The following is a 25,870-nucleotide window of genomic DNA, read 5'->3' on the forward strand; positions in this document are numbered from 1 at the left end:
TGGTAATTTCATTCTTGTAGGAACGAGAAATAAGACATGTGGTTGGTACAAAAATTTCATAAACACTAAATGATTAACACATAGATAAAAGAGGGGAACATTTTAATAAGCTATCGATTTAAAGGAATACATGTATTCCTTTAAATCGTTTTGGAGTATATAGTGGGCACGATAATAGGTTTCACGTTCTGTTTATAGGTAGTTACGATAAAGAAAGCTTAGAATTGAAGAGAAGATTAATAAAGCAAAGCATGAGAGTTTCAATTAAAGAAAATGTCTGTATTCATAGTATGGTTTAAGTGTTTGTAATGGATTATTTTAGACTTTTTATTCTATTAAAAAGTGAGAAGGTATTTTTAATTTAATTATTGAAATTAAATTAAAAATAGAAGGGGGAGTAAAAATGAAAAGTAAAATTATAGGTGTGAATCCACTTGAAATTGCAGAAACAAAATACTTAGAAGAAATAAAGAAAAGGGAACTAAAAAATATAATTAAATCCTATGCGGGATATTATGATGCATTTAGTGAATTAATTCAAAATGCTATGGATGCTGTTGATAGAAAAAAGTCAATAATTAATGACTCTGAGTATAGAAAAAAGATATGGCTTAAAATAAATTTGTTAGAAAATACTTTCAGCATAACAGATAATGGAACAGGTTTCAAAAAAGGTGAAATTAACTTCTTTGCCCCGAATATATCTTTTAAAAAAGGTGAAAGTAGGGGGAATAAAGGAGTTGGTACATCGTTTTTGGCATATGGATTTAATTTTATTCAAGTAGGTACAAAAAATAAAGGTTTGAATTTTTTAGTCCAATTAAAAAATGGGAATTCATGGTTAGAGGATGAGGGGGGAGAAAAAGCTCCTATATTTGAAGAGTCAGATCTAATTCATGAAAAATTCAATGATATTGAAGAGGGTACAACATTTACAATTAAATTCGGTGATTCTACTACTCGTCCCAAAAAATTAGATTGGATAAATGCTACTACGGCAAAGCAATGGGAACAAATTCTTAAGTTGAAGACTCCTTTAGGTGAACTTGATTTGAAAAATGAAATTAAAGAAGATGAAAAAATAGCAATTGAAATAGAGGTTGTTGATTTAGATGGAAATACAACTACCATTGGGAATAATAATGAAACATTTGCTGATTATTTATATCCGCATACAGTATTTGAAAGATGTAAAAATTATAAAGAATTGTTGAATACACGTAAAAAATTATTTAATCAGGGTAAAGACATTACTAAAATTCATAAAGATTATAAAAAGTTAAATGGTGTTTTTGTTTTTGTTGATAAAGATGAGTTATTGAATAATAAGGAGAATCTCAAGGGATTAATTTTTAAAGAAGAGGATTTAAATTCTGTTATTTCTGAAGATACAGGTGAAAAGTTAAGAGATTTCATTTCGCAATTTGAAATTAGTGTATATGGATTCTTTGGCTATTCAAGACAACTATGGGAAGAATACAATCAAGTTATATTAAATGTAAGAAAAGGTATTGAAATTCTTGCACCAGGAATTCAGCTAGCAACTAACAATATGCTTCAAGGACCTCTTCTTTCAATCCCCTTAAGCTTTGAAACAGGGTATCAATATCAAACCCATGTTGTTGTTCATTTTGATGGGGCTGAACCGGACCTAGGAAGAAAAGGATTTCAACCAGAACTAAAATTGGTGGGAGAAAAAATAGCAGAAAAGTTATTAAAAATGCTTAGAAGATATAAGAATGAGCATTTAAGAGAAAATAAAGGGAATAAATCAGAATTATTAAGCGAAGAATCGATTAGTAAATGGATTGATAAACAACGTGCTCATGAAATAAATAGTCCACTAATAATTAAAAATAAAAATTTTTTCTTACCCACAAAGGAAATTGGAATTACTTCTACTCCTTTAAGTGAACAAGATGTAATTGTCTTATTTAGTCAATTAATTGCTGGTGGAATCATAAGAGGTTTAAAAGTAATGTCTACAAGTCAATTTAATCAATACGATGGGATATTTAAATATTATTATAGTGAACCTAGCCAAAACCACATATTTAAAGAAGATTCAAATCCTTTAGGTATTAAAGAGAAAATTTGGCAAGATAGTTTTAAAAATTTTAAAGAGTCTCCTTCAAGTACCGAATCAACAACATCACCTAAAATTTTAGAATATAAATATAATTTAAATTCATTGTGGGAAGACTTTAATAATAAAGAAAAAAGTGAAAAAAATATAAATTTAGTTATTTCGTGGGAGATTGGTGATAAATGGTTAGGTAAATATACTGTAGTTTCTTATTTAGACTTAACTAATATTGATGATAGAAAAATTCATGGAGTTACACATAGTTTCCATGATCCTGATACGCATGAATTAAAATTTAATGCAATCATTCTTTCCGAGCTCATAGATTACTTAAATGATATTAATAGTGTACAGGAATATCATAAAAAGCATTATATGTATCTCTAAAAAATTACACATAAAGCCTGACTTAGTTACATTACGGTGAAGCGTATCACAAGTGATGATAAATAAGAAAGTTGAGATAACTATTGAAATGATACACAAAATATTTTGATGAGATTCTAAACGTTATATTTTGTATGAATTATTTTTGGAGCAATTGATTAACTGTCTACAATGCTTCTTGATTAAATGGAATTTAGTTTAGAATATAATATAACAATATTACCTAAAAAATTACAAAATGGTATAATATATATAATTTGTATTATATATATATTGAGGGGGAGAAATGAATAATGGCAGTAATAGATGGAGTTAGATTTCTCAAAAGAAAAAATCATGCTATATGTCACATTGATTTTTTCTCTAATGGCTTTAAAAGTCTAGTAAGAAATCAACTTTCATCCGTCTGCCATGGTCCTTCAAAAGCATCATGGCAAAGAAAAGCATATAATTATAAAAATACTTTAAAAGGTTTCCTTGATAGATATGATTCAAAATCAGATGATATAAAAATTGGTATGATAGGTGAATTATTGACACATTTGCTTATTTTAGAGTATTTTCCTGAGTTCAATGCAGTATCTCCATATTTTAATATGGAAGAAAAAAGTGTTAAAAAAGGGTTTGATATCATTCTATTTTCTAAAGAAAATAGTGAAATTTGGATTACTGAAGTTAAATCAGGGGAACTTCATAAAAATAAGAATGCGAATCAAACAAATAAGGTTTTATTGGGCAAAGCAAAGCGTGACTTAAAAGGTAGATTAAATGAGAATGAATCTACTCTATGGGAAAATGCTATTAATGGGGCGTTGGTAGCACTTGAGGACAAAAGGGATGCAAAAGATGCAGTTTTAGAGATACTTAGTGATATTAGTGATGAAGTAGAAGAAAATAAAGCAATTAGTACTGATAAGAATGTAATTTTAGTAACTTCTCTTTTTGCTAGCTTTTCAGATCAGATTGAAGAAGGAGAAATTAAGATATATTCAGATAGAGTGAAAAAAGAAAAATTGTTTAAAGAATTAGTGGTATTTTCTATTCAAAAAAATACATATGAAAGGGTAGTTGAATTTTTAAGGGAGGAGGTTAAATTATGAAAGGTCTATCTTTAGCAAGATTGCGAAACACCAATTTTAGTGATTTATATAGAAAATTGGCTTTAGAACAAAAGTTAAATCAAAAGGAATATGAAAAGATTTTGTCTCTAGCAATAATTTTTATAAATGAGTCAAACCAGGACTTATCGAGACTCGGTTACAGAATGATTGTATTTTATTGCAATCAATTAAAAAATTATAAACCCTTGTACGATGTTGCCCTAAATAGTGGATTAATACCAATTGTTAAATCAATTGAGAGTATTGATGAATATAAAGATAATTTTAAAGATTCTTTCTTCAATAATTTTTATTCTGCATTTAGTGAAACTTATAGAAAGGGAAATATATATTATAGTGAGCAACAGAAAAATCTCTTATCTTTTTTTGATGAGAAAGAGAATGATTCTGTATCAGTTATTGCACCTACTTCTTATGGGAAATCGGAGCTAATAATTTCATCATTGAAAAGTAGAAAGGTAGGTAATATGTGTGTTATCGTTCCTACAAAAGCTTTAGTGGCACAAACAAAGAGGCGGATACTTGAAAGTATAAATAACAATGAGACCAAAATAATAACTCATCCAGAAATGTTCATTAGTGAAGATAGTAATATAACTGCTATCTTAACACAAGAAAGACTTCTTAGGTTATTGAGAAAAGAGCCAGACCTAGACTTTGATGTAGTTTTTATAGATGAAGCACATAATTTACTTGAAGATGATAGTAGAAGCGTGTTGCTAGCAACAGCAATAGCTATTTTAGAAAAGCGAAATCCACAGGTTATTTTTAAGTTTCTTACACCATTTTTAATGGATAGTCTAAATTTAAAGGTCAAATATTCAAACTATACGCCCAAAACCTTCAAAATAACTGAATATATAAAAACTGAACGGTTATATATATATGATTTTAGGAAAGAAGGAATCTTAAAATTATATGACCAGTTTCTAGATGAATACTATGTTTTGGAAAATGAGAATTTCCATGATGATGTTGATCTAATATTGAAAAAAATGGGTAGAAAAAATATTATTTATTTAAACAAACCAATAGACTTGGAGAAATTTTCTTATAAACTATCCCTAAGAATTGGTGATATTTCATCTGAAAAGATTCAAAGAGCTTGTGACCATTTAAGTAAATATTTGGACCCCCAATATTTTTTAATAGATTGTCTAAAGAAAGGTTTTATATATCATCATGGGTCTGTTCCTGATAATGTACGTTTATATATTGAACATTTATTTTCTGAAGTAGAAGACATACGATTTGTTATTACTAGCTCCACACTATTAGAAGGTGTAAATATTCCATCTGAAAAATTATTTTTGTTAGATAATAAAAAGGGAAGAAGTAATTTAAGCCCATCTCAATTTAAGAACCTAATTGGACGGGTATGTAGGTTTAATGAAATATTTTCACCTGTTTCTGGAGACTTGAAGAAACTTGAACCGAACATTTATTTAGTGGGATCGAATTATTTTTCAAAACAAGCGAATCTTGAAAAATATATAAAAACTTGTATGAAGGTAGATAAAGAGGACAAAGATAATCCTGAAAATATATTGTTAAAAACTGTAGAAATAACAGATGATAATATTAAACGAAAAGAAGCTGCGGATGATTTTTTAGAAAACTTCGAACCAGGCGTTGTACCAGGTTATGATAGGTGGTATGCGAAAACAAAGATAGGAAAATTATGCTTTTTAAATAATATTACAGAACTTGATATTATCAAACATGAAGGCTCAATGCAGCAAATTATTAATCAAGGTAATATAAGGTCTATTAATTCAGCTAGAGAAGTGTTCGATGCATTTGCAAAAGTATTTTTACCTTTTATTATAGATCACGAGGATTATAATAATCTAAGAAGATTATCATATAGGGAATCGAGGAACTTTTATCAAATGTTTCTAGATTGGAGAATAAAAAGTGCATCATATAACGAAATGATTGCTAGTTTTCTTAATTATTGGAGCAATTTGGAGATGAAAAGAGAAGATACTATAGTATACGTTGGTAAATGGGGAGATACAACTAGAAATGGTTTTCGCCCTATGTTTACTGATATTAGTCAAAAAAAGCATGAACAACGTATTAACCTCGCTATAGTAAGGATTAAGGAAGAACAAGATTTTTTAGATAATACAATAATAAAGTATATTGAAGTCTTAAACGATCTTGGGCTTTTAGAGAATAGTTTTTATGAAAAAATTAAATACGGTACAAACAATTCTGTTAAAATAAGTTTAATAAAAAATGGATTGAGTCTGGGGCTAGCAAACTTATTGGTTAATAATTATCGAAAATATATAATGGTAGATGTTGATAAAAATAATATTAAAATAAATTCAAGTATATTAGAGAAGATGAATGAAAATGATGAAAATGAAATTCATATTTTCGAACTGAATTACAACACAAAGTTATTTAACTAATAAAGGAAAAGAATCGGCTTTTTAGCTTATACCATACAAACGTATGGGTGAATTTAAACGCTATCCTTGTTGGCTATGATTATGAAGGTAAGAAAAGTGACCAGAGTGGGGAATAAACACGACAAAAAGAAATTTATTAGAATTGGAACGGTACCGTGTTGAAAAAACATTGAGAATTTTGTAAGGTGTAAGATACACAAATACTTGTGTATAGTTATGAGAAAGTGTCATTACGACATTTCATTGGGTAGCGATTATGAAATATATGGTATCAAGAATAAATTAATGAAATCGTACAATATCGTTGGTTTAAACGTTATACTTGTCAATATATGTGTAAGTTGTCATACTATCAGCATAAGATTATCTGTTACAAACTTAAAGCACTTGATTGTCTATTTTAGGCGATGAGTGCTTTTTGTATTTTACGGTTAGAAGTGTTAGATTTTCTAGAAAAAAGAAGGTGAGAGTGATAGAAAAAATGAGGTATTAACTATTGAAGAATTTAAAGCTTTATTAAAAAATATTGTTTAAGAGCTTGATATTATAGTGATACTTACATCAATAAATAATGATTAAAAATATGTGAGATGGATTAATGGCTAATTATATTTCCTTGATAAGGAAATATAGAAATAAAAACCTTAAAATTAATATAGCTAGGGGGAAGTTTAAAAGTGATTTCCTTGAATCTAGAGATAGAATATAATGAAGGTTAGCAGTTACATACATTAATGAGTTTTTTAGGGGAATCCCTAGCGATTTGGAGGACATAATTATGATTAAAAATGGCATTAGTTCAGAACTATTAAATATTAAATCTTTTTTATCAGATGACTCGTATAAGTTTTTGATCCCTGATTTTCAAAGGGATTTTGTATGGGGAAAAGAAGAAGTGCAACAACTATTAGAAGATCTGTCAGAAGATACGAATGGTTTTATGCTAAGTGAAGATGATCTAGAAGGATATTTACTCGGGAATATAGTTTTAATAAAACCAAGAGACACTGACCGTTATCTTATAGTTGATGGGCAGCAACGTCTTACAACAACTACATTGATTTGTAAATCACTAGAAGAGATTGTTGAAGCTAAAATAGCTACTTCACAGAATAGAAAAGAAATTAAAAAGTGGCAGATGAAACTAAATGATATTGTTCAATCTTATGCAATTTTAGATAATGATGATGAAATCAAGGATTGTAAATTAATCCATGATTCAGCACTGAATTTTGGTAAGGTCTATAAAAATATACTTTATAATAAAGGGTATGAAGTAAAGCTAGAATCAGATTCAAAAATTGAGGAAGTGTACACAACGGCTAAAGATTATTTAGAAGAGCTAGATGATGAGCAGTTAAAAAACTTTATTTCTTATTTTAAAAGTCGAATCTATTTTATTGTAACAGTATCAACTAGTTATAATAAAGCATTTCAACTATTCGAGGTTCTTAATGATAGAGGAAGAAGTTTAGAGCCACTAGATCTAGTGAAAAATTTATTCCTTAAAATTATATCTAAAGGCATAAATAAACAAGGTGACGTAGAGGAGTTTAATAATGACTGGAATGAATTTATTTCTAACCTCCAATTAAGCCCTAAAAAGAAAATATCTTCTTCAACTTTTTTGAAACATTATATTATTGGGAAGTATGCAGAAAATATAAAAAAAGATCGTGTATACGATTATTTTGAAAAGAAAAATTTTAATAGTAATGAAATATTTAATTTAGTAAAGGACTTAAAGTCTGTTTCTAAAATATATTCTGAAGTAGAAAAAGGGAATTACAAAGCCTTTTTAGATGATTATAATATGTTTATCATATTTAAACTTTTTAATATTAAACAATTACATTCATTGTTAATTCCTTTTTATCAAGCAGATCAAAAAGAGAAGGAACAAGTATTAGACCTTGGTGTAAGGCTTGGAGCTTCTGTTTTATTTACATTTACACAAATGAATTTTATTGAAAGTATTCTTCCAACAATTTTACAAGAATATTATGCAGGATTTGAACAAGGGAAGGGAATCGATATTGCTTATAAAGCCCTTGATGTCGAAGCGAGCAAAATCATTTTAAGTAAGTCAACAGATATTAAACAAATCTTGCCATTGAAAAAGCTTGAAAATGCAAATGGAGCTTTATCTAATAAAGCGTCTGTAATTTTAAAGTTTATTGAATTATATTTTCATAATAATAGTGCGGTAGTTACGATTCCAAAAAAACAAAGAATTACAGTTGAGCATATATTATCTAAAGAAGTTAGTTTTGATCAAGATATTTCGGATGCAGGTTTTCTTTCAGTTGAGGACTTTAATAATCATAAGAATCTCATTGGAAATTTAACGTTATTGTTTAATAATGAAAATGCGAGTGCCGGAAATAAAAAATTTGAGGATAAAATCAAATTATATTCAGATCAAGATTTTATAATTACGCAAAGTATTGCAAAGGACTTGAGTTCCACAACAAAGGGTGGGAAGAACACAAAGTTTGTTAATTTAGTAAATGAAAAGGAAACGAAGTATGTTCCTAATCCAAAAGGACATTTTGATAAAGATGCGATTAAAGATCGCTCCTCTAAAATGGCTGATTTAATTTATGACTTAGTGAATAAAAATATTGAGGCTTATGAATTGCAATCGAGTCTCTAATAATAGAAAATTTTATAAGCTGCATCTCTAATTATTGGGGATGCAGCTTTTATGATGAATGTTAACGTGGAAATGAAATAGATGTGTAATTTATGATTTGAATATTTTATCATGATTATCTGGAGTAGGTATTAGTGGTATTTGATTAGTTTATCGCATTTCAAAGCAAGTTATTTTTCAAAAAAGAGAAACTAAACGGAAAGAACCTACAACAAACTAATCGGAAACAAAATCTCACAAATAATAAAAAAACAACGGAAAAACACCCACAACAAGAATCCTAAACGAAGATGAATACATAGAAGAACTCTGCAAGAAAACACAAGAAGAGCTAACAGAATACCTCGAAGCAAAAACAAAAAACATAAACTCGAAGAATTATCCCGACTTACTAGAACTAATTAACGCCCTAGCCGAACAAGAAGGCACAATACTAGAAGAAATTAACAAAATCTATAAAAAGAAAACAGAAGAAAGAGCCGGCTTCTCAGATCGAGTCTTTCTAATCGAAGAGTAACCGCTACTCTTCGAAAAATAGGGCTATGTGCGAATTCAAGAAAAATTAAACCACCTATCCCTTAAAGAATTTAGGGAACAGGTGGTTTAGGTATTTTGATATGTGTCCCGTTTTAGGGGCGCATATCAAAATAATATAGGTTGGCTTCTTTTTTACTACTACAGGCATTAGGCATTAATGGAAGAATCGACACTATTAAATACTCTATTAATTTCCGTTATGCGCAACCTTTTATAAATTTATTTTAGTATTTCTCTTCCATCTAGTATACGGCGTTCCTCTTTTTTATCCTTACTAGGTTTTATCTCTTTTCTCTCAGCATAGTATAGTTTCCCATCTTTAAAAGAGGCGTCTAAGAAATACCAACCACTTTCAAAATGGTATTGGATTACTTCTACATAATTACCAGAATTATCTTTCGTATATTCTATGGTTGCGTTCTTTGCATTTCTTCTAAGTGTTTTAGTTACTTCCTCTGGATTCATTCCAATTGCTAACGCATCAAATGAGCCATCGTTGAATCCACCTCTATCACAGTATTTACCGCTTCCGTTACAAGTATCATAATGCTCAATCTTTATTTTTATACCTGCCTTTTTCTCTCTTTCTTCCTTCTCTTTCTTAGCTTGGGCTTTACGTTCTTTCTCAGCCTTCTCCTTAGCTTCCTTTTCAGCTTTTAGGCGCTGGGCTTCTTCTTCCTCAGCCTTTTCCTTAGTTTCCTTCTCAGCCTTTAGGCGCTTAGCTTCTTCTTCCTCAGCTCTTTTCTTAGCCTCAGTTTCAGCCTTCTTCTTCTCTTCCTCAGCTTTTTTTTGAGCTTCCCGTTCTGCTTTCTCGGTTTCCTTCTGGGCCTTTTCTTCTGCTTTGATTCTATCAGCTTCTTCTTTCTTGGCCTTACGTTTTGCCTCTTCCTCTTTCTTTTGGACTTCCTCTTGGGCTTTCTTCTCTTCTGCTAATTTCTTTTCTTCTTTCTTTTTCTGCTCCTTAGCCTCTTTTTCAGCTTGAGCCTTTGCTGCTTCTTCCTTCTGAGCCTTCTTTTTCTCTTCTGTTGCCTTAGCTTTCGCTACTTTCTTAGCTTCAGCTTCTTGTGCCATTCTCGCCTTATCTTCTGGGCTTATCTCATAAAGTGCACCACCAACCACACAAAGAATAACGGATGTAACTAAAGCAATTGTTAATTTCTTTCTACTTGGTTTTAAACGCTTCATAAATAAAGAGATTAAAAGGCCTCCTGTAAGGATAAGGGAGGCTAATCCTCCCAATATACTAATTACCATAAATAAATTATTCATCTTCTAAAGAACTCCTCTTATTTTATAAATCCTTGTTTCTTACATTTATCATATTTCCATCTAGCCTCTGTATGTGCTCGTATCTCTCTATTGTTAGTTACCTTTTCACCATTCTCTCTAGCTTCCTTTTGGTAGTTTACGGCTTTCTCAGCTAGCCCGCATGTATCTGGGTTAATTCCATCATTATATTTCTCTTTACGCTCTTTCTCAGCTTCCTCAGCCTTCTGCATTGTTTCTAATCTATCTTGTGCATACTCTTCCAAGCTCAAGCCCTCATTCTTGGCTATCTTTTTAATAGTGGAGTATTCGAGTGTATCAGAGCCTAAACTATCCTTTAAGAACGGGTACTTCTTAAAATAATCCTCAGCCGCTTTCCGTTCCTGTTCTTCCTTAATTCGTTTCTCTTCTTTCTTATCCCATTCCTGAGCATAGTTAACCTTCTTTTGGGATTGCTTGGCTGGTTCTTGGGCTTGTTCTGTATCTCCGCAACCTGCTAACATCATTAAAGCAATGCCTATGACTAGTGACATTTTAAATGCTTTCATACTATTTTCGCTCCTCAAGTACATTTATAGAATTAGCCTAACATGAAAATAAGAAAGGTTATTAATAAATATATTTTCAATATATTTGTAATGGAATTTCCATAATTTCAAAAAAAACCAATAAACTAAACTGTTCCTTTATCAATTTATCATTCCTAAGCTCTTAGCTCCCCCTAAGTGTCTTACATGGGGGAAGGTTGGGAGGGACTTTAGCGCACGTGATACTTAGCATGGCTTAGATTGCTTAAGCAACGGCTTGTACAGAAAGGCCCTCCTTATATCACAAAAATAAAAAAGTTAATGCAATATTAATCTGTTCGTTTTGTAAAGACATTAAAAAGTTAGGCAGCAGTAAGAAGGTGATTTCTGAAGGATTAGGGCAGGTAACATCAAAATAATACTAGACACTTATTCGCATGCATTACTAATAAAGCAAGAAGATGCAGTTAATATAAAATAAAAGAGATTTTGTAGGGTATGTGTATAATTCTGTGGCAATTTGTGATCATAAAATTATGTCCTTAACTGTATTGTAATGGTAAAGTGAAAAATATTTTGATTTATTATTATTCGTCCAATGCATAAGAAATTTAAATATGCATTGGACGTTTTTTATTAAAGTGTTTGTTAGATGAATATTTGTTCATAATCACAATGCTTTTAATGAAAATTTTAACTTTAACCCTAAACTTTTCATTAATTTAAAAATGTTGGTATATTTGGCCGGTAAATAGCAAACAGTATAATTGTAAAGGCTGAAATCAAATAGAGTTGAAAGATAATGTTCTAAGCATGTTCGGCCATATGTTTTTAGAAAATTATCTTTTTCACAACAAAGGAGAAGACTGTATGAATCAAGACAAGATTGAAATACAACATATAAACTATTTACGCTCCATGCTTAATTTGAGACTATCACTGATAGATGACTGGACTCAACAACAAAATGTCATTGAGATTGTAGGAGAGGTAATAGATGCGTATTGTCTGCTGATTGGCCAAGAAAAATCTATTTTTATCCAAGAATTTCCGTTTGTAGAGCGAGAGTTATTAGGGAATGTGCATCAAAATACATTTTTAACTATTCAACAAGAGGGAGAACTTCTTACAAAAGATGATGAAAAAACAATTCAAACAAAAAGAAAGAAAATGAGTGAGTTGAAAGCTAATTTAAAATGGAATAACTGGGATGCATATAAAGAGCATCTTCTAAAAACTAAGGAAGATATGACGATGGAAGTAGTTGAAGATATAGATAGGGAAACAGACAATATTGTAATGAATATACCGGTCCCAAAAGAAGAAAAAGAGTTTTTTATTAAGGGGTTGGTAGTAGGAAATGTACAATCAGGAAAAACATTAAATTACTCAGGAGTTATAAATAAAGCAATTGATATTGGATATGACATAATAATCGTTTTATCAGGAGTTCCTGCTAGTTTACGCAATCAAACACAAAGAAGAATGGAGATGGACGTAGTAGGGGTTGATAGTTTAACGGGTCATACTATTGGTATTGGTAATTGCTTTTCTAAGCCAAGTAATATTGAAATGTACACAAAACAAGACATTATCAAAGAACAATGGGAATTTGATAATGAAAATGCATTAGAAAATAAATTTCGAGAAGTAGGGGGAGATTTTAATTTAATACGAGTATCCCATTTGCCGGTTTATCGAGGGAACAAACAAATAGTAATTGTATCAAAAAAACACAGTCATGTATTAAGTGCTATTAAAAGATGGTTAGAAACCCTACCGCTAATTAATCAAGAAACTGGAAAACTCGAAAAACTTTCATTACTGCTTCTAAATGATGAATCAGATAATGCTACTATTAATAGTCATAAAAATAAAGGAGAAAGAAGCTCTATTAATGGGCTAGTACGTGACATTTTAGGTCTATTCAATAAACGAGTGGTATGTGGATATACAGCTACACCATTTGCAGATATATATTCAGATTCAAAGCAGAAAGATGATTTATTTCCAAGTGATTTTATGTATTTATTAAAATCGCCGCCAACTTACATGGGACCTTTTGAGTTTTTTGGTGTCAATTATAAAGGTGAGAGTGTACCGAGAATGCCGCTGGTTCGTCATACAAAAAGACTAGATTCTTCTCAATTTGTAGAAGGGGATACCCTTTACAATTGGGACTATAAAGTGAATGGTGTAAACCCTTCTTTAGTGGAGGCAATTAATTCTTTTATTTTGTCTGGTGCTATAAGGATTTTGAGAGGGCAGGGTGAAAAGCACCATTCAATGATGGTGCATATCAGCACAAGAGTCAGTTCGCACGATGTAGTAACACAGGCTATTCAAAATTACATTAATAAAATAAAAGAATCACAAATTCCGCAGTTTTGGAAAAGTATTGAGGAATTGTGGAACGATGATTATGTAGTAACATCTGAAAAGATGGAAAACTTGGATACGTCTCTTTTTAAAACCAAGGTCAAATATGATATGAATTTTACTTTTTCTGATATTATGGCAGCAGTCAAGCAATTCATTGCTGAGTTGCAAGAAGTACGAAAAATTAATGGAGAAAGTGATGATAAATTAGATTTCCATAGGGCGGAGAACGCTTTGAAAATTATCTGTGTGGGAGGAGCTATCTTAGGTAGAGGATATACTATTGAGGGGCTGAGTTGTTCCTACTTTGCAAGAAATTCATTACATTATGATACTATGCTCCAGTGTGGACGGTTTTACGGTTATCGAAAAGGATATCGAGATCTAGTGAGAGTATATACAACACAAGAAATTGATAATGACTTGCAAGAATCAGCGAAAGCTCTTTTTTCATTATCTAATCAATTAGAGGCTATGGCCAAGGAGAAAAGTACACCTGAACAGTTTGGGTTATATATAGATACATGTAAGAAAAAATTATACAAACCCACTGCTAAAAATCGCCAAAGAGCTGCATATACTGTCAATTCTAATTATTCAGGAAAATCGAAGGATGTTGCTGCTTTTTTGGCAGATGATGAAATTACTGAGCAGAATCGAAAAGTAGCAAATCAATTTATTGAACTTCTAGGAGAACCTACTAATGTTGAGCAAACGAGTTGGCATGCTATTGATACACAATTAGTCATAGATTTTTTAATGAAATATAAGTATAGTTACCATGCTCGTTTTTGTGAGCCAACTCTTCTTCAAAAGTATCTTCTAGAAATAATGAATGAATATGGAAGTACACTGAAGTTTGATGTAGCAATTCCTAAATTGTCTAGGGGAGGAGAAGATGGGAATATTGGTGGGTATCCAACCAAAACAGCTAAACGCTCGTGTGAAGTTATTCAAACGGGAGAAGAAATTCACTATGTTCTTTCACAGGGACGTGCACTTACAGGACGGCATTTAAAATTAGGTTTGACAGATAGTGAGAAAACAAAATTAGAAAAAAAGTATCCGATATTAGGTAACGAGATACATACGGATGAAGAGGTTAGAGAATTTAGAGGAAACAGAGGACAATTAATACTTTATTCTTTCTGTATTGAGCCTATCAATAAACAGTTAAATAAATACGGTAAGTATATTACTGAATCACCGATTGGGTTTCACTTTAATCTACCGTATTGTCAGGAATATGGGGAGCGAGAATCACTTGTTAATGAAATTTATTATCTTAATCAAGTACTAGGTGGGAATGTAGTATGACAGTAGTTGTATTCTGTTGATTGCTGTAAATGTATGCAATTTAAATCTAAAAGGAGTGGTTATATGGAACGCTTGTTAGAAAAAATGTTAGATGTCGAGAGCAAACTACCTCCAACGGAAACTATTATTTCAAGAAAATTACAGTCGAAGTACCATCATTTTTATTTATATTATCATCGATTAAAAAAAGAAATTTATTTCGCTGTAGAATTGCAAAATGCGAATAATTTAAAGGGAAATCTACCGAACTGTAAAGGATTTAGTTTGGATTGGGGAACGATCCCTTTTACAGAAGGGTCAAAACTATCACTTATTTTATCGTGTGTCTGTGTAAAAAATGATGATTTGTTTTTACGAGTAGCTGATGATTTGCTTCATTATTTGCAACATATAAATGATGAGCAGAAGATGATAGTTTATGCTATAAATCGGATTAATTTATGGCAAGAATTTTTTAAAAAGCATGGGGATAAAGCACTCTCTCCTGAAAAACAAAAGGGTCTTTATGGAGAACTACGAGCCATTGAATTAGCTCAAGATAAGCTCTCTTTAGACGAGATTATTGTAGGGTGGCAAGGACCCTTCAAAGAATCTCAAGATTTTCACTTTCCTTCCTGTCATATGGATTCCAAAGTAACGACGAGAAAAGATCCAGTTACTATTAGAATTAATGGATTAGAACAATTAACTCCACCAACTAACAAAAATCTTTTTTTGCATGTGATCACAGTTAAGTCTTCAGAGGTGAGCGGTGAGAGTGTAATTGACATGATTGAACGGATAGAAGCAAAGCTGAAAACTGAACCTGAAATTCTTGGAAGGTTTCATGATAAATTATTAGCATACGGTTATCCGCTTGGTGGATTTGAGAATCCTATTTATTTTGAAATAAAGGACGAGTGGTTTTACCATGTAACGGAGGGTTTTCCTCGTTTAACGAAAGCAGATGGAATTACGAATGTTGAGTTTGATTTATTATTGCTATCAGTGGAAATACATAAAGTTTCTTTTGAAGAAGTTAAAAAATTTATGTGGTCAATAGATGAGGAAGAAATAGATATAGAAGCTATATAAATGAGAAGAATAATGAGTTTGTTTAGAAAAGGTAGGATTTCCTCAACTTATTTTAGTTTTTTACAATATACAACCAATAACAGGTATTCCTAAAAGAATATCTGTTATTGGTATTAAGAGAAATTATGCTAAACAATTGAGGGAATACAGTTTTGAGTTGAAATGCTAAAAAGATTTATTAAGTGATTGATGCTTGACAAAAAGGGATAGCCACTACGAGGCTATCCCTTTTTGCGTAAGATTTAAATAGAATTTTGAGTTTAAAGATTATGTACTTAACGTTTTGTATGAGTAAGTTATTTGTATATGAGTAATTCATAAATTGGTGTCTGTTTCTAGTGTTTAATTAATATCATATGTTTATTGGATGATAAATTTATGTATTTTGACAATTTATTTTAATGTTCTTAAAATATAAATATAAGGATTGAAAGATTTTAAGTGTTAAGTGGGAGTTTTTTTCCTTGTTTTTATATTGAAAGAGGTGAGCGCAATGGCGAGTGTTGATGAAGTGATTTTTCGGACAGAAACAGAAGAAGTTACTATTAATGTAGACTCAATGACAACCCAAGAATATGAAAATAAGTATAGGGGATTTTTGTTTTGCACTAATGAGGGTTGCGGTGCAAAAATGAGCTTTGTATATGATAGTTTGCTACAGCGTGGGTATTTTAGAAATTGGAGATTTGAAAAACATTCTCTCAAATGTGACTATCATAATGATAATGTAAAGGGAAAAACAGGAACATATAAAGAAGGAGAAGTTTTTGGGGTTTTAACTAGAAAACAAAAAAGTTCTTCACTTGACAGAGCATTCGATTTATTATCGATGACTGAGGAAGAAAAGAGAAGAAGAAGGGAAGAAAGAAGGAATAAGCCCCCAAAAGAGAAAGTTACAAATTCTTCACCGAAACCAGAAACGACAATCGTTTTAGATTTAAATGATGAGGGCACTGCTTCAAAAGTAGACGATTCTGTAAGGCCTAGGCTTGGAAGTAGTAAGGTGGCTGATAGGATAAAAGATACCGATATAAAGAAAACAAAAACGATTTATGGCTTTCTAAAATCTGTAAGCTATGGCGAAAAACATGCAACGATAACTATTGAACATAAAAATGTTTTAGTAGATTTCAAATTTGAAGAAGTATTTACAGCGAATAGTCCTGATGCAATAGGATATTTTCATCATATCCAGAGGTATTTAACCGAATATAAAAATGTACCATTTGCAGCATTAGGTGAAGTAAGAAAGAATAGGCAAACAGACAGGTTTGAAGTTGTGGTTTATGATAGTGATAGTATTAAAATAAATCGCATGACATTGACTTCTTTAGCAGCTTTCTATGCCACTGATGGGTTATCATAAGTTAATTATAAGTTATATACTTTAGAAGAGGATACTTATATAAAGTGTTCTCTTTTTTATAGAAGAAAAACCAAACGGAGGGAAACCCACATGCCAAACTACAACAAACTAATCCGAAACAAAATCCCACAAATCATAAAAGCTAACGGAAAAACACCAACAACAAGAATTCTACCCGAAGACGAATACATAAACGAAATTTGCAATAAAATAGAAGAACTAACCGAATATTTAGAAGCAGACACAAAAGAACATAAACTAGAAGAGCTATCCGACCTACTAGAACTAATAAATGCCCTAGCCGAACACGAAGGCACAACACTAGAAGAAATCAACAACATCCGAAAAAGGAAAGCAGAAGAACGAGGTGGCTTCTCAAATCGAGTTTTTTTAATCGAAGTAACCGATAAATAGCCTCCTACTAAATAATAAATTACTAAGAAAAAACAAGACAAAAACTACTGCACGTAGTAGCAACTAAAAATTGGTATTTCTGTTTGGTGAGAATATCAATTTTTCTTAGTATAGATGCTAGAAAAGAAGAGGATATACGATATCATCTTCATACATAATTTGAAAGAAGGACAGCAACGCTTAAATAAGTGTTGCTGTTTTATTAACTGATAAAATTTAAATAATATATCAATTTTTTTCAAAAAAACATAATTTCAGTATCGAGTAGAGTTTTAGGACTTTTTATTGATATTAACTAATATAGTATGTTCTTGATACTTTTTAAGAGAAGTGGAAAATGTTTTTGGGGGAGGAGTGGGTGAAATAGGCGATAATCCAATTTTATTAGAAATTATTTTTATTTTTCTTTGTAAATCTTTCTTTTGTACGGGAGTAAGGTGATTAACAAAGTTATGACAGCAACTATCTATTACTTTATCGAATAGACGGAGAATTTTAGCAAATATATATTGATGTACGGAGAGAGTGTATTGTTGTTTTAATGATCTTGTAAAAACGATATCTTTCAGTCTTTCGTTATTTAAACTTTCATCTCCGATCATATCGTTAATACAGTCTCTTTGTAAATCCTTTGAGGATTTATTAAATTCATCTAACTTGGTAAGTGTTTTTATACTTTCTACATTATTAGCATTTATTTTACGTTTAATATAAATATCAGCTACGTATTCTTTATTTTCAGGATGTATATTTCTTAAATGATGAATTTCTGTTAATCCATGTCTTCCAGCTCCAGATTGTTCAGCTCTAATTTTCCACAGAGTATTAACATCTTGGCCATTGATATATTTTTTTACAGTCTTTTTTTGTATATTACATTCCTTGGCTATGTCTGCTTCTGTATAACCGTAATCGATTAAAAAACTAATCATTCGTTCTACCTCATAACCTGTTTTTTTCTTGGATTTTAATTCAACACGAAGACGTTTTAGAACCCTAGAGTCTTTTGAGGTGAGTTGTTCCACTTTGCATGTTACGAATGGAACATTTAAATGTTTTAAAGCCCAAAAACGACGATAACCCTCGACTAGTATAAAACAATTAGAATTTTTTTCTTCTACAATAAGTGGTTCTATTAATCCATTTTGTTTAATACTTGTAGCAAGATTAAAATCCTCTAAATTCTTTCGGAATTCATCTTCTAGTTCAATATGTTCTAAAGGGATGTTTTTGAATTTCAAAAGAAACCACCTACTTGCTTTAAGGTTTTATTAATGGATATTCAATAGGTAATTTGTACGATTACTTAACTTATAAATTTATTGTTGCAGGTAGTACAAAGAGAGCAAAGGAGTTTAAGATACTAAACGGAAGAACGAAGCACCTTCCAAAACAGAACTTTCCTAATCAAACTAGCCCCTCCTAAGCCCCTTACAAGCCCCTACCAAGTAATAAATCACTAAGAAAAAACATAACAAAACAAAAACACCAACAAACACCGTAGTAGTAGTCGAAAAAAATTTGAAATAACACGCCAAAAACCCGGCCCTCCTTCCTATATATAGTACAAAGAGGAAATTTTCATTTTTGAATTAGGACGGGAGGAATTGGGATGGCGGTGTATCGTACTGTGCAGGTGAATTTTTGGCAGGATGATTTTGTTTTGGATTTGACGCCGGAGGAGCGGTATTTTTATGTTTACTTATTAACTTGTTCGAAGACGACGCAGTGTGGGGTTTTTCCTTTTCCAAAGCGGTTAGCTGAGATGGAGACGGGTTATAATCGGGAGACTGTTGATAAGCTTGTGCAGCGCTTCATTGATTATGGGAAGATTCTTTATGATGCGGATACGCGGGAGTTATTCGTTTTAAATTGGCTTCGCTATAATCCGGTGACGAATACGAATGTGGAGAAGTGTGTGCTTCGCGAGCTTAAGGGTGTGAAGAATAAGGAGTTTGTACATATGTTTCTTCAGAAGTGCGTAGAGGAGGAGCTGAATGTTCCGATGCTTTTAGCGCATTTCGGTATGCCAAGTGATTTGGCTATGGATGATGTTGAGCCAGTTTGCGAGGAGACAGAGGCGGAAGAAGAGGTTATAGAGGAAGAACCGGGAAGTCGCGTGTTTTCTTTTTATGAGCAACATTTTGGAAGTTTGTCTCCTTATACTGTGGAGGAACTGAGTGCGTGGATGGAAGATTTGTCAGAGGAGCTCGTGCTGAAGGCCCTTCAAATTGCGTTTGAGAATAATAAGCGGACGGTTGCTTATGTGAAGGGTATTTTGAGAGGGTGGCACGGGAAAGGATTTACGAAAGTTTCTGAGGTTGAGGCAGATACGGCGAGCTTTCGGAAGAAGGAGTCGTCTGTTAGTACGGGGGAGACGGAGGAGTTTTTGGCGAGGTGTGAGGAGTGGGAGAAGAATGCGCCGTCTGAGGAAGAGTTGCAGCGCTTTTTAGCGGAGCGCGGGTGGCGGCCATGAGTATTCAAAATGTGGAGGCGGAAAAGACGGTATTAGGTTCTCTATTCCTTGATGGAGAGCTTATTAAGGAGTGCCGTTTGACGGAGCAGTATTTTTCTCTGTCAGTGCACAAGTCTATATTTCAGTTAATGCGAAAAATGGAAGAAGAGGGGCAACCAATTGATCTTGTGACGTTCATTTCTAGGGTAGATCCGAAGTTTTTAGAGGGGATCGGGGGAATGGAGTATTTTATAGGGTTAATGGATGGTGTGCCTACAACTGCCAACTTCTCTTATTATGAGGGGCTTGTTCGAGGTGCCTGGAAAATGTATCAGGCGGGTGTTCTCGGGCACAAGATGGGAGAGCGTCTTATTGCGGAGAAGAATGAGAAGGTTATTGGTGAGACGATTACGGCACTTTGTGAGTTAGAGGAAAAGGACTGTGTATGTGAGTTTGATTTGAAGGATGCGCTAGTAGATTTATATGAAGAGCTTCATCAAGATGCGAAAGAGATTACGGGTATTGAGACTGGTTATACATCGCTAAATAAAATGACGTGCGGATTGCAGGAAGGTGATTTTGTTGTCCTTGGTGCGCGTCCTTCTATGGGGAAAACTGCGTTTGCATTAAATGTTGGACTGCATGCGGCGAAGTCTGGATCAGTGGTAGGACTATTTTCATTAGAGATGAGTAGTAAGCAATTGCTGAAAAGAATGGCGTCTTGCATAGGTGAAGTGTCAGGAGGTAGGCTGAAAAATCCGAAGCATCGTTTTGCGATAGAGGACTGGGAAAAGGTGAGTAAGGCATTTGCGGAGATTGGTGAGTTGCCACTTGAGATTTACGACAATGCAGGGGTTACGGTGCAAGATATTTGGATGCAAACTCGTAAGTTAAAGAGGAAGCACGGTGATAAAAAGATTTTAATTATTGTAGATTACTTGCAGCTTATTACGGGCGATCCGAAGCATAAGGGCAATCGATTTCAAGAGATTAGTGAAATTTCTCGTAAGCTTAAGGTATTAGCACGTGAATTAAATGTTTGTGTAGTAGCATTATCGCAATTATCTCGTTCGGTAGAAGCACGGCAAGATAAGCGACCTCTTTTATCTGATTTAAGAGAGACGGGACAAATTGAGCAAGATGCGGATGTCATTATGCTTATGTATCGTGAAGATTATTACGATAAGGAAACGGTGCAGAAAGAGATGACGGAAATTCATGTGGCAAAGCACCGGAATGGGCCTGTGGGGAGTTTTAAATTGAGGTTTTTGAAGGAGTTTGGGCGGTTTGTGGAGGGGAAGAATTAGCGCATATCTCTTGGATGATGTGGATGTTGAATAGGAAAAGTCTGTTATAATTTTGGATGTGTAGAGAAAATCAAAGAGACTAGTAAACTAGTCTCTTTGATTTAAAAGGTCTCTAATATATATATTTGTTAAAGGTGTATCTTTCGCTTTTTGTTCGATAAAATCATATTCATATATATACCCATTTTTATCTAGTACATAACGTTTCATTACGACTACAGCTCCAGCGTGATTATCTTGTCTTAAAGCAAGTAGTGTATTACCATCATCAGTTGTACCTTCTACGTCCACTTGATAGTCTTGAGGATTATTTTTACTAGAAATCAAATAATCTTCCACTGCAGCCATAATTTCTTTGGCTTTGTATCCTGATTCTTCAGGTGAAGGAGCAACAAACGTCTTATCAGTCAACTGCTTCTTCAATTTCTCTTTATCAACTTTTGAAGATGATTTTGTAGTTTCTTCTTTGTTATTTTCTGTACTGTCATTCGCATTTTGATCCGGATATTCATTCATTACTTTTTCAGTATTTAAATCAATGATTTTAAGTTTACTTATAGTTGGTGCATCTAAACCGCCAACTTCAAACATAATAGCGTAATTTGAAAGGACTTGTATAACTTGTCCGCCGCCGCGATTTGTGGAGATTGTACCTTTTGTATTGGAGTTTTTCTTAAATTCCCAACCCGCATCTTCAAGGCTATTGTCCCAAGGAGTGCCTGTATAGATGCTGTAGATTTTTTGTGCTAATTTTTTATCTAATTCATATGTCTTTTGCTCTTTACCTGTTTTAGATTCTAAATCAGCAAGTTTTTTTGTTAGTTCTTTATTTGTTTTTTCTAGGGAGTCTTTTTCCTTTTGGACAGTCTGTAATTCGGTAGTAGAGTTCGTATTTTCATTTGCTTTACTCGGAGTGTTATTACAACCTTGTAAAAGTAGTAGTGATGTGGCGAGTGTGAATATTACTTTAATCTTTTTCATAAATACCCCTCTTTTTCTCTATTATTTCCTTTTCTACCATATAACGTATAATGGTGTTCGTCAAATATGGTGTGGGAATAGAAGGGCCTCTCAACATGAAAACACCAGTATCGTTTAGATGAATACTGGTGTAGTGAGTGGAAATTATTTTCTCAGGGTTATGTTCACTACCTACTCCACATTCCTCCTAACTCCAACCCGCAACAATCCCTTAAAATCCACCTCAGCAATCAACACACTTACTAATATAAGTGTCGCGCCTAAGTATCCTTTTCCAGTGAGCGTTTCACCTGTGAAAACGAAAGCGAAGCCTGCGGAAAAGACAGGTTCTAATGAGAAAATAAGTCCGGTATGTGTAGGCGTCGTGTATTGCTGGGCGATAACTTGCACGATGAAAGCGACTGCGGTGCAAAAGATGCTTAAGGCTAGGATGATTAGCCATGAGTTGGTTGTGCTAGGAAGTTTTGGTGTTTCGATAATGAATGAAAAAATAAGACTAAATAGGCCGACGAAACCGAGTTGTATGACTCCAAGTGCAATGGAGTTTACATGTTTTGTTACGCTGCCAGTGATGATGACGTGGATTGCATAAAATAAGGCAGACAGTATGCAAAATATATCGCCATTACCGATCTTGAATTCGCTCGTTAATGTTAATAAGCCGATTCCTATTATCGTTAAAAAGATGCCTACTATAACTTTCTTTTCCGGAATGTGTTTTAAAAATATAGCTGATAATATCGGAATGAAAATGACTGTGAGACATAGTAAGAAACCAGCATTTGAAACACTCGTATACTTTGTGCCGAAAGTCGCAAAAATGTAGACGATAAATAAAACTGAAGCGAGTATAAATGCATATTTTACAGTTTTAAAATCGATTTTGAATAAATGTTTGTAAAATATTAAACCTGATAAAAGAAAGGCGATAATAAATCGTAATGCGATTAAATTGTATTCTTCTATGCCTTCGAGTCCAACCTTTGTAAGTAAGATGGATGCACCCCAGAAGAATGTAACTAGTAGTAGCCCTAAATCCGCTTTTAATTGTAGTTTCATTTCTATTCCCTCGTTATGTATAAAATTTAAAATCCCATACCCCTATCCCCATTCTTCATTTTAATATTAATTCTGAATATTTGTAACTTAAATTTATCGACGTTTTATTCGATCAAAAAAAAGGCTGTTTATAAAACAGCCTCTATGTATCTGAAAATCCGAACCTTGACTAAAGATTACGTACAATCTCCAAACCTTTTCTTGTTAGATTGATTCCTGCTCTACCTCTTTTTATTTCCAGATACCCTTTCATTTTCAGGAAGTTCAACCGATGTCTCACCTGTGCCTCAGTTAATTTCATTTCGACTTCTTGGCTCTTTTCAGAAATAATTCTTCTTCCGATTGTTTTTCCTTTTTCTTCATAATTTATGATGAGGGTAAGGATGAAAAGTGATTCTTGATCAAGAGCGTTTGGACTTGTAGAAAAGGGTGTTATACTCTTGCCCTGGTCACTATCTGTTTTCTTATGTGGAGGCTTTTGAAAATAATGTTGATTAGGCAAATCATTTTTTGTTATTTGGTTTCCGGTACGGACAGCAAGCATATAATCTATCGTATTTTTAAGTTCTCTTACATTTCCGTACCATGGATATCCTTGAAGTTCTTCAATTAATTCTTGTTCAATTTTGACTTTAGGGTCCGATAGTGCAACAAAATGTTTAGCCAATAATTCAATGTCATTTCGGCGCGCCCTTAATTCGGGAAGGTGTATAAAGAGTACTTTAAGCCGATGGTATAAATCTTCTCTAAACACATTTTCTTGAATCATTTTCAGTAAATCTTTATTGGTCGCTGCAATAATCCGAACGTCTATCGGGATAATTTGGCTTCCTCCAACGCGCATGATCTCTTTTTCCTGCAATACTCGAAGTAGTCGTGCTTGGAGTTTCAGGCTAATATCTCCAATCTCATCTAAAAAAATAGTGCCGCCATTTGCTTGTTCAAATAATCCCATTTTCCCGCCCTTTTTTGCTCCGGTAAACGCTCCGTCTTCATAACCGAATAATTCACTCTCGACTAAATCATCCGATAAAGCACTAAAGTTAACAGCAAGAAAAGGGCCGCTATTTCGCTGGGAAGCGTTATGAATAGCACTTGCAAACAACTCTTTTCCGGTACCACTTTCACCCTCAATTAATACAGTTAAATCAGTATTAGCTAACCTTTTGGCAATTTGTTTCGTGTCTTGAATAGTAGAGCTAATGCCAACAATATTATGAAAATTGTATTTTGCTACATAACCTTTTTTGACAAATTCTTTTCTTAATTTCCGTTCAAATCCGATAGCCTTAAGGGCATTTCTAAAAGTAACAATAATTGATTGATCATTTATATGTAGACGTTCCACTATTACATCCAAGCCGTTTACAACAAATATCCCGCTTTCTTGTTGTTTATTTGAAAGGATGAAGTTTACTAAATCAATATTATCAATAATGGCATCAATCGGATGACCGATAGCATGTTTGCTTTTTATTTTCAGCATGCTTTCCAGAAATTCATTAAAGACAACAATTCTTCCTTCATAATCAATAGCTAGTATGCCATCACCAACACCATCAATTACTTGATGCAGTTGTCGATGAGCTTTAGCTAAATTCTTTGTTAAATCTACTATTTTTCGATAGTATCTTTCAGAAACGTGGTTACCTGATTCCTCCATTAAATGAAATCGATCTAGAATGGACATGATTGTAGTAATATCTATTAATCTATGACCAATATTAATTACTTTTTCTACAAAGTCAGGGATAATTTCAAGTTCGCCAGGTGTAATTGCGAGCTTAATCATTTGTATATTCGTTTTTCCAGGATAGTATGGGACATATTCAATGTGGTTCAGCCCTAATTGACGCATCGTTTCAATTGATTCGTATACTGTTTCATGATTATCATTCACATATAGGGCTTGTGTTCCTTCTGGTAAAAATAAAAGCTGGTCCACGTTTTCGTAATTTAATGTTCGTTTTGCTATTATTACTTCGCAGTTTTCCCCAATAAAGTCTTTTACCGTTTCTATCGTAAATGTATTCGGTAATACAATTAATGTAGAATGAAATACTTTTGGAATACTTTCTTCTACAGAAAAACTTTCGATATCTATGAGGTCACCTACCATCTCCGTTAGTTGTTGATGTAGGGCTTTTCGTGTTTCTTTTAAAACGGTGATCAATACAATGTGGTTGGTTTCAAATTTGTTCATAGAACACCTCTTTAGTTGAATGTAATTGGTCTAAAGTTGGTTATTAATTGGTTATTATGTAGCCAATTAATAACCAATTATAATACATTTCAACATAGTAAACACCGATAAAACGACAAAATATTTAAAAATATGTAAATAATCACTTTAATTTCGATGTTGGCACGATATTTGCTTATATCAATGGTGTGTAAAGAAATAGTGAAATGAGTAGAGTCGTAATTTACATATTTATTTCTTTACCACTTGCTAGAAAAGGGAGGTTAAGAGTATACAATTTCAACAGAGAAAGACAACGAAACCATTTAAATT

Annotated in this window: 16 protein-coding genes and 1 pseudogene; 11 read left to right on the forward strand and 6 right to left on the reverse strand. The window is 32.7% G+C overall.

Features of this window, described 5'->3' with window-relative positions; translation table 11 throughout:
* Nucleotides 1-403 precede the first annotated feature (403 nt).
* The 5 genes and pseudogenes from FOT98_RS21265 to FOT98_RS33035 all read left to right on the forward strand — a co-directional run bounded on the left by FOT98_RS21265 (nucleotide 404) and on the right by FOT98_RS33035 (nucleotide 9,190).
* Nucleotides 404-2,473, forward strand: coding sequence for an ATP-binding protein (locus tag FOT98_RS21265; RefSeq protein WP_063263270.1), 2,070 nt, complete (start codon nucleotides 404-406; stop codon nucleotides 2,471-2,473).
* A 293-nt stretch (nucleotides 2,474-2,766) separates the two neighbouring features.
* A complete protein-coding gene (locus FOT98_RS21270; protein WP_063263269.1) occupies nucleotides 2,767-3,573 on the forward strand; it encodes a Hachiman antiphage defense system protein HamA in 807 nt (268 codons plus the stop codon).
* A complete protein-coding gene (locus FOT98_RS21275) occupies nucleotides 3,570-6,017 on the forward strand; it encodes a DEAD/DEAH box helicase (protein ID WP_064774881.1) in 2,448 nt (815 codons plus the stop codon). The genes FOT98_RS21270 and FOT98_RS21275 overlap by 4 nt, the downstream gene beginning before the upstream one ends.
* Before the next feature lie 778 nt (nucleotides 6,018-6,795).
* On the forward strand, nucleotides 6,796-8,673 hold the full coding sequence (locus FOT98_RS21280; protein ID WP_063263267.1) for a DUF262 domain-containing protein: 1,878 nt from the start codon (nucleotides 6,796-6,798) through the stop codon (nucleotides 8,671-8,673).
* A gap of 219 nt (nucleotides 8,674-8,892) precedes the next feature.
* Nucleotides 8,893-9,190, forward strand: a pseudogene (locus tag FOT98_RS33035) (nucleoside triphosphate pyrophosphohydrolase).
* Between the two features lie 239 nt (nucleotides 9,191-9,429).
* Here the strand turns inward: FOT98_RS33035 and FOT98_RS21290 are convergent.
* Together FOT98_RS21290 and FOT98_RS21295 are read right to left on the reverse strand one after the other, a co-directional pair.
* Nucleotides 9,430-10,281 carry a cell division protein MukB gene (locus FOT98_RS21290; protein WP_260851118.1) on the reverse strand — a complete coding sequence of 284 codons (852 nt, stop codon included), beginning with the start codon at nucleotides 10,279-10,281 and terminating at the stop codon, nucleotides 9,430-9,432.
* A 215-nt stretch (nucleotides 10,282-10,496) separates the two neighbouring features.
* Nucleotides 10,497-11,024 carry a hypothetical protein gene (locus tag FOT98_RS21295; RefSeq protein ID WP_063263265.1) on the reverse strand — a complete coding sequence of 176 codons (528 nt, stop codon included), beginning with the start codon at nucleotides 11,022-11,024 and terminating at the stop codon, nucleotides 10,497-10,499.
* A gap of 849 nt (nucleotides 11,025-11,873) precedes the next feature.
* On the opposite strand from FOT98_RS21295, the gene FOT98_RS21300 reads away from it, so the two are divergent.
* From FOT98_RS21300 to FOT98_RS21315, 4 genes are all read left to right on the forward strand, one after another.
* Nucleotides 11,874-14,699 carry a Z1 domain-containing protein gene (locus FOT98_RS21300; RefSeq protein ID WP_063263264.1) on the forward strand — a complete coding sequence of 942 codons (2,826 nt, stop codon included), beginning with the start codon at nucleotides 11,874-11,876 and terminating at the stop codon, nucleotides 14,697-14,699.
* A 63-nt stretch (nucleotides 14,700-14,762) separates the two neighbouring features.
* Nucleotides 14,763-15,773 (forward strand): PD-(D/E)XK motif protein, encoded by a 1,011-nt coding sequence (locus FOT98_RS21305; protein ID WP_063263263.1) that lies wholly within the window; start codon nucleotides 14,763-14,765, stop codon nucleotides 15,771-15,773.
* 493 nt (nucleotides 15,774-16,266) lie between these two features.
* The gene (locus tag FOT98_RS21310) at nucleotides 16,267-17,139 is read left to right on the forward strand and encodes a hypothetical protein (RefSeq protein ID WP_063263262.1); all 873 of its coding nucleotides are present in this window, start codon (nucleotides 16,267-16,269) and stop codon (nucleotides 17,137-17,139) included.
* 90 nt (nucleotides 17,140-17,229) lie between these two features.
* A complete protein-coding gene (locus tag FOT98_RS21315) occupies nucleotides 17,230-17,553 on the forward strand; it encodes a nucleoside triphosphate pyrophosphohydrolase (RefSeq protein ID WP_063263261.1) in 324 nt (107 codons plus the stop codon).
* A 272-nt stretch (nucleotides 17,554-17,825) separates the two neighbouring features.
* On the opposite strand, the gene FOT98_RS21320 is transcribed toward FOT98_RS21315, so the two are convergent.
* Nucleotides 17,826-18,794, reverse strand: a complete 969-nt coding sequence (locus FOT98_RS21320) for a ParB/RepB/Spo0J family partition protein (protein ID WP_063263260.1) — start codon at nucleotides 18,792-18,794, stop codon at nucleotides 17,826-17,828.
* A 371-nt stretch (nucleotides 18,795-19,165) separates the two neighbouring features.
* On the opposite strand from FOT98_RS21320, the gene FOT98_RS21325 reads away from it, so the two are divergent.
* Both FOT98_RS21325 and dnaB read left to right on the forward strand, forming a co-directional pair.
* The gene (locus FOT98_RS21325; RefSeq protein ID WP_063263259.1) at nucleotides 19,166-20,029 is read left to right on the forward strand and encodes a DnaD domain-containing protein; all 864 of its coding nucleotides are present in this window, start codon (nucleotides 19,166-19,168) and stop codon (nucleotides 20,027-20,029) included.
* On the forward strand, nucleotides 20,026-21,315 hold the full coding sequence (gene dnaB, locus FOT98_RS21330; RefSeq protein WP_063263258.1) for a replicative DNA helicase: 1,290 nt from the start codon (nucleotides 20,026-20,028) through the stop codon (nucleotides 21,313-21,315). Before FOT98_RS21325 ends, dnaB begins: the two co-directional genes overlap by 4 nt.
* A gap of 87 nt (nucleotides 21,316-21,402) precedes the next feature.
* Here dnaB and FOT98_RS21335 read toward each other — a convergent pair whose 3' ends face one another.
* The 3 genes from FOT98_RS21335 to FOT98_RS21345 form a co-directional block, all read right to left on the reverse strand.
* A complete protein-coding gene (locus FOT98_RS21335; RefSeq protein ID WP_063263257.1) occupies nucleotides 21,403-22,296 on the reverse strand; it encodes a hypothetical protein in 894 nt (297 codons plus the stop codon).
* A 171-nt stretch (nucleotides 22,297-22,467) separates the two neighbouring features.
* Nucleotides 22,468-23,355, reverse strand: coding sequence for a DMT family transporter (locus tag FOT98_RS21340; protein ID WP_063263256.1), 888 nt, complete (start codon nucleotides 23,353-23,355; stop codon nucleotides 22,468-22,470).
* Between the two features lie 169 nt (nucleotides 23,356-23,524).
* Nucleotides 23,525-25,558 carry a sigma 54-interacting transcriptional regulator gene (locus FOT98_RS21345; RefSeq protein WP_063263255.1) on the reverse strand — a complete coding sequence of 678 codons (2,034 nt, stop codon included), beginning with the start codon at nucleotides 25,556-25,558 and terminating at the stop codon, nucleotides 23,525-23,527.
* Nucleotides 25,559-25,870 lie beyond the last annotated feature (312 nt).

This window comes from Bacillus sp. HY001 (assembly GCF_007558965.1).
In the GTDB taxonomy this organism is placed as follows: domain Bacteria; phylum Bacillota; class Bacilli; order Bacillales; family Bacillaceae_G; genus Bacillus_A; species Bacillus_A mobilis.